Origin of the sequence: Herpetosiphon llansteffanensis (assembly GCF_003205875.1) — a bacterium.
GTDB classification, from domain to species: Bacteria; Chloroflexota; Chloroflexia; order Chloroflexales; family Herpetosiphonaceae; genus Herpetosiphon; species Herpetosiphon llansteffanensis.
The window spans coordinates 31,945-45,426 of the sequence record NZ_PUBZ01000147.1; the positions used below are offsets into that span (position 1 = coordinate 31,945).

A 13,482-nucleotide genomic window follows, 5' to 3' on the forward strand; every position below is an offset into this window, starting at 1 on the left:
TGGTGCGATGGGTTACGCCGCCGATCTTTGTAATCAAGCAACTCAGCTTTTTCGGCAAGGCCAGTTTCGCAGCGCTGCGAGTTTGTTGGAGCAGGGAATCGTCATCGCGCGGCAGGAAGCCGATAAAGATAATGAATTGCTGTGCTACCAAAAGCTTACCGCAGCCCTCATGAACTTAGACCAAAGTCAGCAGGCCTTGGAGTTGGCCACCACGATGTTGGCGCGCGCGCGGCAGCTCAACGAGCCACACTATGAATTAGTCGCGACGATTCGGCTGTGTAGCGCATTGATCGACCTTGATCTCAAAGGTCGTTGGCCTGAAATTAAGGCCTTGTTGCTCGATTGTTTGCAGCAAGCCCAAGCCCGCAATACCAGCGCTTGGCAACTCGATTGTTTACGCTTGCTTGCTGGCAACGCCATGACCATGCAAGAGTATGATGATGCCCTGAGCTATGCCCAACAAGGCTTGAGCATCATTCGCCACGATACCTACTCCGCCGATTTCTACCGCTATGTCTTTTATCGCGTGCTGCAACGCTTGCATTCGCAGCGGGAAGACCATGCCGATGCCTTGCGTTATGGCTTGCTCTCGTTTGAGTATGCTCAGCGCGAGGGCAACCCCGCTTGGGTTGTGCTGGCGCGGCGCTATTTGGCCCATCTCCACTATCAACAAGGTAATTTGCAAGAAGCGTTTAATTTATTTAGCGAAAATGTTGCCAGCGCCTTAGCCTACGATTGCGCCAACGATCATCAAGATGCAACCATGTGGCGCGCAGAAATTGCCCTACAATTAGAGAAGGGCGAACAAGCCTTGGAGTTTGCCCGCGAAGCGCTGGCCTTGGCGCGCCAACGCTTGCATGCGCGCGATGAGGCTTGGGCGTTGTTAGCCAATGTGCGGGCTTTGTACAAATTGAATCGCAGCGATGAAGCGTGGTATTTTGCCAACGAAGCTTATCATTTTGCCCAAACCCAACAGCTTGAGCAGCGACTGAAAGAGGCCCGCGAATGGATCGAAACGCTGACCAAAAAACAATCAGCGCCCATCGCCAACAAACAAGGCTCATGGTTTGATCGTCTAATCGGAAAGCGCTGAGTGATGAGTACTGGAACATTTCAGGTTGATTTTGAACACCTCATTCGTTTGTTGGCTGAAAATTTGTATAGCGACCCGCACGTTGCGATTCGCGAGCTGATTCAGAATGCCAGCGATTCGTGTGTGCGGCGGATTGCCCAACAAGCGCTGTTTAAGCCAGCAATTCATGTGCGGATCGAGCCAAACCAACGTTTGTTGATTGTTGAAGATAATGGCACTGGCATGGCTCGCGACGATGTGGTGCGCTATTTGGCCACAATTGGGGCTAGCCAAACCCGCCAAGTCAAATTTTCAACCGCCGATCAGAACGCTGCTCAAATGTTAATTGGCCAATTTGGCATTGGCTTTCTCTCGACCTTTGTGATTGGCCAGCAAGTAACCGTCGATACCTTGGCCGAAGGCAGCGAGCAAGCGGTGTTGTGGCGCTCGCAGGGTAGCGCCGATTATAGCCTTGAGCTGGGCACGCGCCAAACCATCGGCACTACGGTCACGATTGAGCTGGAGCCAGCCTTCTACAATTTGCTCGATGAAAGCACGTTGCGCGCAACGATCATTCGCTATGCCGATTTTATTCAATTTCCGGTGTATCTTGGCGACGATGCGCGCCCGATCAATCGGATGAACGGGCCATGGCATTTGGATGGCTCGGAGCATGAATATATCGACTATGTGAAGCATCGCTTTGGCTCTGTGCCTTTGGCGGTTGAGCCAATCGTCATCAAGCAGCAGAATGCAGAATGTAGCGGGGTTTTGGCAATTATGCCAAGTTCAGCAGCCCTGAAAATCCGCCCACGCAAGCTCGATGTGTTTCAGCGGCGCATGTATGTTTGCGAAGATCTGCAATTGTTGCCTGATTGGGCGACATTTGTCTGTGGGATTATCGATGCGCCGTTGCTCGAATTGGTTGCCAGCCGCGAAGGCTTTATGATCGATCGGCCCAACTATCGGGCTTTGCGCGAAGCCTTGGCCGAGGCTGTGCGTGGCTTTTTAATTCGCTTGGCTCAGCGCGAGCCTGCCACATTTTTGCAAGTGGTCAAACAATATAACAGCGGCATCAAGCAAGCAGCCGTGCAGGATAGCCAATTTTTTGCTGCAGTTGCCGATTTGTTGACCTTCGAGAGCGATATTGGCCCAATTACCTTGACCCGCTATCTTGAGCGGATTCCGCTGCGTGGTGCTGGCGAACGCACGATTTTTTATGTGCTCAATGATTTGCCGCCCAGTGCCCAGCAACGAGCGATTGTCGGCGCACGCGGCGTACCAGTTTTGCACGTTAATTTGATCGAAGAAAAATTTCTGAAAAAATATTGTGCTGCCCGCCATGGCGTAAGTTTTCAGCCGCTCACCGCAGGAATTGCCGAATTGCTCGAAGCTGAAACCGACCCCCAATGGCGCAAACTCGAACAACACTGCGAACAATTGGGCATGCAGGTCTATGCGATGCGCTTCGAGCCGAGCAATTTGGCTGCCTTGGCGATGCGTGACAGCGATTATAAACGTGAACAAGTTGTGGATAGCCTGTTGAAAGGTAGTGGAAGCCTGCTCAATTTCGTCCAATCGGTGGGGCGCAAGCGCAGCGATGATTATGTGCTGTGTCTCAACACGCTCAATCCACTGGTTCAGCAATTGCGCGATGGCCAACCAAGCGACCAACGCTGGGCAACTGTTGTTCGGGCCTTATGGGGCTATGCCTTGCTTTCTAGCGGCATCGAACTAACCCCAGAGCTAGGCGAGGCGGTGCAACATGCCCAAACGTCGCTGCTGGAACTGGCACTTACTCAACGCTAAGGAGTTGGTATGCAACGACCCCATGGAATTCGCCAAGGTCAAATGACGATTAATGTGCCTGGCGTGATTCGAACGCTTGGCGAAAGTTTATACGCCGATCCGCATGTGGCAATTCGTGAGTTGCTGCAAAATGCCCACGATACCTGCCTTGTGCGCCAAGCAGATGATCCCAATGCGCCGTTGCCCGAAATTCATGTGCGCTACGATCCATTTGGCCGCAGCCTGACGATTGAAGATAACGGCACAGGTATGACCGAGGCCGAAGTCGAGCAATTTCTCTCGGTCATTGGCGCTAGCAACACCGATGCTGTGCGCTCGCGGCTTGAGGCCCTTGGCGAGCGCAGTTTGGCCGAGCGCTTGATTGGGCGCTTTGGTTTGGGCATGCTGGCTGCGTTTATCATTGGCGAGCGCATTGAGTTTGTGACCCGTTCGTTTCGTAGCGAAGGCGAGGCGGCGGTTTGGTGGGAATGCACCGGCGAGCAATCGTACCGTATGGGCCAAACCACCCGCGCCACTGCTGGCACAACCGTCACCGTGGCGATAAAGCCGGGCCAAGTGCATTTGCTGCGCGAAGATGAGCTTAGTCGGCTGATTCGGTTGTTTGCTGATTTGCTTAGCGTGCCGATTTACCTTGATCCATCGCCGCGCCCAGTGAATGTGATGCAAGCGCCATGGCATAGTGAAGCCAGCGATAGCGACTATATTCGCTATTTGAACGAACTGTATCCCAGCGAATCGGTGTTGGCGGTGATTCCGCTGAATATCGAAGAAGATAACGGAGCCTTCAAACTTGGCGGGGTGCTGTTCATTCCCAAGCAGCCCTATTTGAATGTGCGCGAACATGGCGATTTGATTATCTATGTGCGGCGCATGTTTGTTTGTCGTGGCGAGCGCAGCCTGTTGCCAGAGTGGGCAAAGTTCGTCAAAGGTGTGGTCGAAAGCCCCAATTTACGCGAAACCACCTCGCGCGAGGCTTTGCGCCGCGATGAATATTTCGAGCGGGTGCAGCGCACACTTGGCCAAGTGATTCTCAATTATCTTGAGCAACTAGCGCTCAACGATCAACGCTTGTTCCGCGAGATCGTTACCCAGCATAATCGGGTAATTAAATCGTGGGCGTTGATTTCCGATGAGCTTTTTGCTCGCATCAAAGATATTGTGCTATTTGATACCGATGCAGGGCGCATGAATTTGCCGCGCTATTTTGAGCAATCGCAACTTTCGCGCAGCGGCATCAACAGCGACGATCCGCATCAACGGCTGTTGTTCTATTTCACCACGCCTGGCGGGATTGGCCAACATGCGGTGTTATTTGCGGCCAAAGGGTTGCGGGTGATCGATGCCCAATATTTTCCCGATGAGCCGTTTTTGCGCCGTTACGCTGAGCTAACCGAACATATTGGCCTGCGGCGCTTGGATGTTGGCGGCGATTTTATCTTCGAGGCGATGCCCAACAAAGATGAGCGTTGGTTGGAACTCGAAGAACGCTACGCCGAGATGGGTGTGCAAGCCAAAGTTGCGCAATATCTGCCCGAATCGATTCCTGCGGTCTTGATCTTCTCAGAAAACTCCGAAACGACCGAGCAAGTTGATACGCTGTTGGCCGACCCCAATTTGAGCCAATCGATTAAGCAATTGCTGCGGGCAATGCTTGATGAGCGCAAAGCTGAACGTAAAAATTCTGCTAGCCAAGGCATGCTCTATTTGAATGCACGCAATCCAGTGATTAATCAAGTAGCAACATTAAATCACTATAGCGATCCTCAAATGCGCGATGTGCTGATTTTTCTCTACAATAACGCGCTGATGTTGAGTGCCCAAGGTGCGCAACGCATCGTCAAGCCTGAGCATGCTAAGCAAATTTTCGATGCTAATAATCGGGTGGCCAGCGCTTTGATGAATGCAATTACTGGCACGACTGGCGCGATTGATCTGCCTGCATCAACCGTCGCACCTTATGCGTTGTTGATTAACACGCTTGGTAATGCCCAAGTTAATCAAGAATTACGTGCTGTGCTGGAGAGTGCGCCCTTCTTTTTGCGCGTGGTAGGAATTGATGCGGCACTTTCGCTGACTGAGCATAGTTTGCAAAGCTTGCAACAGGCGGCGTGTATTGTGGTCGATGCCAGCGAACCAGCCCAAGCAAGTTTGTTGGCGTTGGGTGCGGTTTGGGCGCTTGCCCCGAATGTGCCAATTATCGCCTTGCGTGCTGGCGAAGCCGATCGCTTGGCAATTCCGGCGATTGATGCGGTGTATGATTTGGGCGTGCGGGGTGATGCGTTGCGTGGCGCTTTGCAGGAACTAAATCTCGCCCAAGCAGCGAGCCGCCTGAGTGCAACCGATTTTCTGCGCTACGAATTTGTGAGCGAGCGTTTGGCTCAAGCCTTGGCCGAACATTTTCGCAGCATCGACGAAGTGCTGAACGCCGATCCGGCGGAAGTTAGTAATTTGCTGGGTGTGCGCTTAGCGCCGTTGGGCTTAATCGAGGAATTACAACGGGCGCTGCACGAAGATCGCGGTGCTTAGTTGCGGCGTAGCACGACGACGGTCATATCGTCTTGATATTGGCCGTCGCTCCAATGGTTGGCGGCGCTCATAATTTCGTTGACCAACTGTGCTGCTGGGCGTTGGCTGAGCATACTAATTAAATTGCGCAACCGATTCAGGCCAAATAATTCGCGCTCGCTGTTGGCGGCCTCAACTACACCATCGCTGACGAAAATCAAGCTCTCGCCAGGCTGAAGCTCCAAGGCTGCTTCGGTGTATTGAGCGTTAGCAACCGCGCCCAAGGGAAACCCAGTCAAATCGAGATACTCGCATTGGCCATCTTTGCGCACATGCAAGGGCGAAATCAAGCCTGCATTGCCCAATTGCAACTGGCCAGTTTTGGCATCGAGCATGGCATAGGCCAAGCCAGTATTGATTTTTTGCTGGGCCATACGCCGATAAAACAGCGGATTAAGCCGATTGGCAAGGCTCAATTGGTTGCTGGGCGGGCTGTCGTGCAAATATAAATCGATCACGCTCATGGCGATGGCCATGAAAAACGCTCCGACTACGCCTTTGCCCGAAACATCACCAACCCCAAGATACCAACGATCGTCGGCCAAATCGATGACATTAAAGAAATCGCCGCCAACTTCACGAGCTGGTTGGGTAAAGCCAGCAATTTCGTAGCCGCTGATGGTTGGCAATTGCTGGGGCAAAAAGCGTTGCTGTACCTCAGCCGCCAAATCAAACTCCCGTTGCAAGCGGGCACGCTCTGAGCGCTCCTCAATTTGGCGAAAGTTCTCCAACACAACCTCGACTTTGCTGCCCATAGCTTCGACCGTGGCTTGCTCTTGTTTGCTAAAGCCGCCAAGCCGATTGTAGAAGGCCAATAAGCCGATTGGTTTGCCTTCTAAGCGTAGCGGCACGGCCAAGGCTGCATCGATGCGCTGACCAAAGCCAACCCGCTGAAAATCGCTGTTATTTTCGAGGCTGGTCGCCGACCATGGTTCGTTTCGTTTGAGAATATAGGCAGCCAAGCTGGTTTGGTAGGCAGCAGTGGCTTGGGCTTCAAAGCCCCAACTAGCGGCAATGCGTGCTACAGTTTTTTCGAGCAAAATGATCTCGCCTGCCTGGGCATCGATCAACGTGCCGCCCTGTTGCAAAATCTCGCCAAGCAGTTGATCGCGCGGCAGCGAACGACCAAATAAATCGCCCATGCGGCTCAAAAATTGATATAGCTCGCGCTGACGACTCAGCCGACCCCAGCCGCTACCAGCAAAATAAGCCAAGATCGGCATCAAAACCAAAGTTACAATAATTTCAATTGTTGGCGCACCAACTAAGCCATATTTAGCAAGTGAAGTTGCAACAAGCGGCGCAAACAGCAGATCGGCCAAAATCGCTACGGCCATGCTGCCCATCACGCCAAAACCCATCGCTGCGTGGGCAATTGGAATTAAATACAGGTAGCGCAAGGCTGGCGCAGCTGCCCAACGGCCTTCGCCAAGGTACATCACAATCGTAATGGCCAAGAGCAAAAGGCTGATGCTAATCACATCACGCTGGCGGTGGGCACGATTCATCAGCGTAAAATCGCACTAAAACTAAACACGATATTACACAGGTAGCCTGGCACGACGCTTTGATAGCGGCGAAACAAGAGCGAAGCAGCAATCGAAATCATCGACAAATAAATGACCACGCCTGCCATTTGAATCGGATTTTGCCATTGGCTGCGAATCAAATAAATGCTCAAATTGGCAAGCGTGGTGATGGCAGTGGCAAGCCAAAAATTGAGCTTATAAATCGTTTGCAACGAACGCAAGAGCACGCCACGAAAAAATAATTCTTCGCCCAGTGATTGAAAGACCTCGAAGCCTAGTGACCAAAACATATATTGCCAAGGTTTGATGCTGAGGCCAACGATGCCACTAAAGCGCACCGTCGATAAAAAATGCAGCGCGATAAACACTCCTGCTAACAAGCCAAGCGACACTTGATCGCGCCATTTGCGCAGGTGTAGGCCATGCTGTTGCAAGTGTTGATCGCGTTGTGAGTACCAAAGCAGTAAAATTGGGGGAATAAAAAATAAGCCAGCCCAATACAAGCGTGGCGAATCGCCCAAGCCTGCTGCCAAAAAATGCTGGTTTAGGCCATGTTTGGCAGCAGCATTGACCACAATTGCCACCGCCGCCCAAAATCCGAAAAGCAGGGCTGTGCGGCGTTTGGCGTGTGGCTGGCGAAACCAAGCTAGCCCACAAAAAACAACCGTAAACAGCACCCACGAACCAACCTCGGTCACAATCCCTTGTGCTACTTGGCCTTCAAACGTCGCGCCCCATAAAATCATGGCCGCGGCACCAAGCAGCGTCAATCCAATTGTCAGCCCATAGCGCCATGGTGGGCGTTGCAACAAACGGCGTTCTGGGGTTTCAAGTTGATGAAAAGCAAGCAGCGACATAGGGCCTCCGTTGGTCGTGAGGGCTATTGTAGCATAGGGAAAAGAACATAGAACATAGAGCAAGGATGAAGGATGAATTATGAGGGTTGAAGCCAAAAAGAACATAGAACACAGAGCATAGAACATAGAGACCAAGGTTCAGCAGTTCGGGATCGGGGATTGAGGGCTGGGGATCGGGGATTAGGTGCTGGGGGTCGGGGATTTGGCTATTGGCTTTGGGCTAGGAGGACATAATCAAAAATAATCTGTGCAATCTGTGGCAAAAAACGAAACCTTCGCGCTCTTCGTGTTCTTCGTCGTTAAAAAAGCCCCATGGCTCGTAGGTTTAACGCAGCGGCGCAGAGCAATGATGGCTATCGGCTGTTGGCGTTGGGCTGGCAGAACATAATCAAAAATAATCTTTGCAATCTGTGGCTAAACACTAGCCCTCGATTCTATGTTCTATGCTCTATGCTCTATGTTCTTGATATAGCAATTATGTGCTAAAATATTATGTTAGAATAGGGCTTTTGTGGTATAATAAAGCCATGAATAGACGTTTACAACCACAAGCCCAAGAGCCACAACGGCGTAATCTTCCGGAACGTCTAAGCCAAGGATTTCGCATCGTTCGTCGCGCACCTTGGGTTATTTTAATGCCCATTTTGCTTGACCTATGGCTCACGTTAATGCCAGCTTTAGCGCCTAATCGATGGCTTGCCACCATGAGCAGCGTGGTCAATCGATTTAGCCGCGCTCAAGGCCAACAACTTTGGTCGCAGGCCAACGAGCTGTTGCAAACTATCGATTTGCGTTCGAGCGCAGTCGGAACCTACCTTGTGCCAAGTTTGTTTAGCGGCGCTGGCACGCCCTCGCTGTATAGTGGCGCACCATGGCTGTTCAATGGCTGGTTGACCTTGCTCTTGGTGCTTGGGTTGAATGTGCTTGGGCTTGGCTTCAGCGCAATCGTTTTGTTCTGGCTGGGGCGTAATCTTGATCAGGCGAAGCCTGCATGGGCTGCCCTGCCCAAACAGCTCTGGAATTTGGCCAAACTCAGCCTGATTATTGTTGGCTTAGGCTTGTTATTTGGCATCCCTGCCTTTGTTACAGCAAGCTTTTTGCTCTCTGCCAGCGCTTTTGGGGCGCAATTAGTGCTTGCCGCTTTTGGCCTTGTGCTAATTGCCCTCTGGGTCTATGCCAGCCTTGCGCCAGCAGCAATTATGCTTGGTCAACAATCAGCCTTGATTGCGCTCTATCAGAGCTACAACTTGGTGCGTCAACAACCACGCGAAGCCCTCCCGCTAATTATCGCTAGCGGGGTGTTGATTCATGGGACGGCCTTTTTGCTACGGCCACTGGCCACCAACATGATCAGCATTCTTGCAGCAAGTGCCCTGTTTGGGTTGCTCAGCTGTAGTTTACAAGCAGCCAAATTAGTCTTTTATAACGAACGTGTTGGCTCACTTGCCCACCGTTTTCCTGTTGCCCTAACACAAAAGTGAGGTTCGATTCGATGGCGACAAATCCTAATCAGAGTACATACGATGCCGCTCAGATTCAAATGTTGCGCGGCTTGGAAGCAGTACGCGAAAACATGGGGATGTATCTCGGTGGCCAAGACACATCGGCCTTGCATCACTTGGTCTATGAAGTTGTCGATAACTCGGTGGACGAGGCGTTAGCTGGCTACTGCGATACAATTATCGTCGAAATGCGCACTGACGGTTCCATTGCTGTCGTCGATAATGGGCGCGGGATTCCTACCGATATTCACCCCGTCGAAGGTCGTTCAGCGCTCGAAATTGTGCTGACCGAGCTGCACGCTGGCGGTAAATTCAAAGGCTCGCAAGGCTATAAAGTCTCAGGTGGTTTGCACGGGGTCGGGGTTTCGGCAGTTAACGCCGTTTCCGAATTCTTGCGCGCCGAAGTTAAACGCGATGGTAAATTGTGGGCCCAAGATTTTCGCTTAGGCATGCCCCAAGCTCCAGTCCATCAGGTTGGCGATGCCGATGGTACTGGCACGACGATTATCTTCAAACCAGATGCCCAATTATTTACCACCGTCGAATTTAACTATCGCACCTTGGCCAACCGTTTGCGCGATATGGCTTATCTCAACAAGAGCTTGCGCTTCAAACTGGTCGATTATAACAACGATCGCGAAGTAACCTACTATTTCGATGGGGGCATTGTCTCGTTCGTGCGTCATCTGACCCGCGAAAAAGGCCCATTGCTCGCGCAACCGTTCTATGTTGAAAAACCCCATGAAAATGTTAATGTGGAAATTGCCATGCAATACACTGGCGATTTCAATGAAAATCTTTTGGCCTTTACCAATAACATTGCTAATCCCGATGGTGGTACGCACGTTACTGGCTATCGCGCAGCCCTAACCCGCACGATCAATGCCTATGGCCGCAGCAAAGGCTTGCTCAAAGAAGGCGATGCGCTCTCTGGCGAAGATGTGCGCGAAGGTTTGACCGCAATTATCAGCATCAAACTGTTCCGCCCACAATTCGAGAGCCAAACCAAATCGAAGTTGGCCACGCCAGAAGCCAAAACCGCAGTCGAAACGGTGCTGAATGAAGCTCTGTCGGGCTTTTTAGATGAAAATCCCAACGAAGCCCGCCGGATCATCGAAAAATCGCTTTTGGCTTCGCGTGCGCGTGATGCAGCTCGCAAGGCCCGTGATTTGGTGCAACGCAAAGGCGCACTCGAAGGCTTTGCCTTGCCCGGCAAGCTCGCCGACTGTTCGGATAAAGAGCCAGCTCACTGCGAAATCTTCATCGTCGAAGGCGATAGTGCAGGTGGAAGCGCGAAGCAAGGTCGCGATCGTCGTTTCCAAGCAATTTTGCCCTTGCGCGGTAAAATTCTGAACGTCGAAAAATCACGTTTGGATAAAATGCTTGCCAATAACGAAGTTCGTGCATTAATCACCGCACTTGGCACAGGCATCGGCGAAACATTCGATATTTCGCGCTTGCGCTACCATCGTATTTTGATTATGAGCGTTGCTGGCGATGAACCAACCTTGATTCGCAATGGTCAAGGCCATACTGAGTTTGTACGCATTGGCGAATTTATCGATCAATGTATTGCTGGCCAACGCCAAGCAAGCGAGTACGAAGTAATTAGCTTCGACCAAAAACGCAATGTTGCGCGCTTCCGCCCACTCAAAGCAGTCATGCGTCATGCTAACCACGAGCCAATGTACAAACTCAGCACGCGCTATGGCCGTTCAGTCAAAGTAACCGCCTCGCATAGTGTGTTTGTGCTTGAAAATGGCCAGCCAGTCTTGAAAAAAGGCGATCAGATCAAACTTGGTGATCAATTGGTTGCCAGCCGTCGGATTCCACGGCCAGCAATCCAACCTCGCGAAATTGACCTGATCAAGCTGTTTGCTGAAGCAGGCTTGATTGATAATCTCTATCTGCGTGGTGAAAGTGTGCGGACAATTGCTGCTCAGCGCGTGCTGAACAATGTTTCGCAGCCTGAACAATGGAATGAAGCCCGCATCAGCTTGCATACTGCTGCGTGGGAACGATTGGTTGAATATCGCCAAGCCAATGGTTTAAGCCAAAAAGCCGTCGCTCAACGGCTTGGAGTTAAGCAAGCAATTACGATTAGCCAATGGGAACGTGGCATGCTGCGACCTATTCAATCGCAATTCGATAACTACTTGGCAACGATTGGCTGGGAAGAACCAATTAGCTATGAACTTGTGCCTTCAAAATTAGAGCGTTTGTTGCTGCAAGATGATAGCAGTGCCAACGCACGCTGGCGTGAAGTCAGCAATTACAAGGCTTTTAATAGCTTCAACAACGATGAGCTTGATTTGCTTGATCGTGATGTTGAACTTGTACCGCAAGCCCACGATGATCGAGCTTTCCCACGCATGTTGGCAATCACGCCAGAATTGCTGTGGTTCTTGGGCTGGTTTACCGCCGAAGGTTCCTTGAGCAAACATCAAGTTAGTTTGTCGTTAGGCCAAAAAGATGCAGCCTTCTTCGCTGAGCTAAAAACGACCATTGAGCAGCTTTTTGGTGAAACGCCACGTTTCTATCAATCGCCCGATAATGGTGGGATCAAATGTTATTTCCATAGCGTTTTGGCCGCCCGCTTGATTCGTGCTTTGGGCTTGGGTGCTGTTGCTCATCAAAAACAAGTGCCCGATATGCTCTTCAGCTTGAGCAGCGATTTACAACGCAGCTATCTCGAAGGCTATTTCCTTGGTGATGGCACGCTCTGCGATAGCACCATTAGCATGACAACCAACTCGCCTGAACTCAAAGATGGCTTACTCTATTTGTTTGGTCAACTTGGCATTTTTGCTGGCGTGAGCAATATCAAGCCCAACTTGCCAACTGATGCACCAATTCAAACCGTGCACGACTACTACAACATTGCCATCAGCGGCAAGCAACAGCTAGAGCAATTGCGTAGCGTTTGGCAACGCCATCATCTGGCTGCCAAGGTCGAAGCGCATTTGGCTAAACCAACGACCAAAGCCCAAGCATTCACGCCAATTAGCGATGATATGGTTGGCTTAGAAGTCTTAGCGGTTGAAGAACTAGCCCCAACTGGTGAGTTTGTCTATGACTTCTCGGTCGAAGAAGACGAAAACTTCTTGTGTGGCACTGGTGGTTTGTATGCCCACAATACCGATGCTGACGTGGATGGAAGTCACATCCGCACCTTGTTGTTGACCTTCTTCTTCCGCCATATGCGCGATTTGATCACCAATGGCCACTTGTATGTTGCCCAACCACCATTGTTCCGTGTGCAACATGGCAAGGCCTACAAATATGTCTACGATGAAGCAACCCGCGATGAATATATTCGTTCATTGCCAGCTGGCACCAAAGTCATTGTTCAGCGCTTTAAAGGGCTTGGCGAAATGAACCCCGACCAATTGTGGGACACGACGCTCAACCCGGGCAATCGCATGATTTTGCAGGTGACGATTGAAGATGCGCTGGCTGCCGATGAAACCTTCTCAATGTTGATGGGTGAAATCGTCTTGCCGCGCAAACGCTTTATCCAAACCCACGCCGCCGACGTGAAAAACTTGGATGTCTAGGCTATTCAAATAGCCACTCAAAATCAAGGCAGGGCTGGCATTAATTTGCTAGCCCTGTTTTGGTTTAGCGCGAAACTTTATGATAGAGATATGCGCCTTTGATATTTTGGTTGAAGTACGTCCCGTGAGAATCTGCCTGCATCAACTCACGATAGACCGATTCAGGAACATTGGAATATTGATAGATTGAGCGGTTTTGAAATTCAATTTCTAAGGTCTGGTTTGTTGCGTCATAGCCAACCGAAGCCAAATTTGATGAATCAACGGGAGTTCGTTTCATACACTGCCTCCGTTAAGCATGATAGTTGGCTCATTGTATAAATTTTCTCCCAGTTTGGCTACTATATCAAGGGTCGAGGTGCCAGTTAGCAGGGGCTAGTTTGCAGAGATCCATAAAGATCTTTAGTATCCTAAAACCATATGCTCTATGCTCTATGTTCTATGTTCTTTTATGGTGTCTTGACCAAACCACGATTCATGCGTATAATAATTCGCGTTAAGCCGCATTAGCTCAGTGGTAGAGCAACCGCCTTGTAAGTGGTAGGTCGTCGGTTCAAGTCCGACATGCGGCTCCAAACATCAAAGCCCTCA

8 protein-coding genes and 1 tRNA gene are annotated in these 13,482 nt (G+C 50.9%); 6 read left to right on the forward strand and 3 right to left on the reverse strand.

Annotated features, from left to right (window positions below; translation table 11 throughout):
• The first annotated feature begins 7 nt into the window (after positions 1–7).
• Genes C5S61_RS23600 through C5S61_RS23610 form a run of 3 tightly spaced genes read left to right on the forward strand, consistent with a single transcriptional unit; the run spans position 8 to position 5,407 of the window.
• Positions 8–1,093, forward strand: a complete 1,086-nt coding sequence (locus C5S61_RS23600) for a tetratricopeptide repeat protein (RefSeq protein WP_110519527.1) — start codon at positions 8–10, stop codon at positions 1,091–1,093.
• 3 nt (positions 1,094–1,096) lie between these two features.
• Positions 1,097–2,881 (forward strand): ATP-binding protein, encoded by a 1,785-nt coding sequence (locus C5S61_RS23605; protein WP_124033498.1) that lies wholly within the window; start codon positions 1,097–1,099, stop codon positions 2,879–2,881.
• A 9-nt stretch (positions 2,882–2,890) separates the two neighbouring features.
• Complete coding sequence (locus tag C5S61_RS23610; RefSeq protein WP_110519531.1) at positions 2,891–5,407, forward strand: ATP-binding protein; 2,517 nt, start codon at positions 2,891–2,893, stop codon at positions 5,405–5,407.
• On the opposite strand, the gene C5S61_RS23615 is transcribed toward C5S61_RS23610, so the two are convergent.
• Complete coding sequence (locus tag C5S61_RS23615; protein ID WP_110519533.1) at positions 5,404–6,954, reverse strand: PP2C family protein-serine/threonine phosphatase; 1,551 nt, start codon at positions 6,952–6,954, stop codon at positions 5,404–5,406. The two genes, C5S61_RS23610 and C5S61_RS23615, sit on opposite strands and share 4 nt — an antisense overlap.
• Positions 6,954–7,832 carry a CPBP family glutamic-type intramembrane protease gene (locus C5S61_RS23620; RefSeq protein ID WP_164689748.1) on the reverse strand — a complete coding sequence of 293 codons (879 nt, stop codon included), beginning with the start codon at positions 7,830–7,832 and terminating at the stop codon, positions 6,954–6,956. Before C5S61_RS23620 ends, C5S61_RS23615 begins: the two co-directional genes overlap by 1 nt.
• Before the next feature lie 527 nt (positions 7,833–8,359).
• Here C5S61_RS23620 and C5S61_RS23625 point away from each other — a divergent pair.
• Positions 8,360–9,313: a hypothetical protein gene (locus C5S61_RS23625; protein ID WP_124033499.1), complete on the forward strand. Its 954-nt coding sequence runs from the start codon at positions 8,360–8,362 to the stop codon at positions 9,311–9,313.
• An 11-nt stretch (positions 9,314–9,324) separates the two neighbouring features.
• On the forward strand, positions 9,325–12,891 hold the full coding sequence (locus C5S61_RS23630) for an ATP-binding protein (RefSeq protein WP_110519539.1): 3,567 nt from the start codon (positions 9,325–9,327) through the stop codon (positions 12,889–12,891).
• 64 nt (positions 12,892–12,955) lie between these two features.
• Here C5S61_RS23630 and C5S61_RS23635 read toward each other — a convergent pair whose 3' ends face one another.
• Entirely contained in the window at positions 12,956–13,171 is a 216-nt protein-coding gene (locus C5S61_RS23635; RefSeq protein ID WP_110519542.1) for a KTSC domain-containing protein, read from the reverse strand.
• A 220-nt stretch (positions 13,172–13,391) separates the two neighbouring features.
• Between C5S61_RS23635 and C5S61_RS23640 the strand changes: the two genes are divergently transcribed.
• A tRNA-Thr gene (locus C5S61_RS23640) sits at positions 13,392–13,466 on the forward strand.
• Positions 13,467–13,482: the final 16 nt, after the last annotated feature.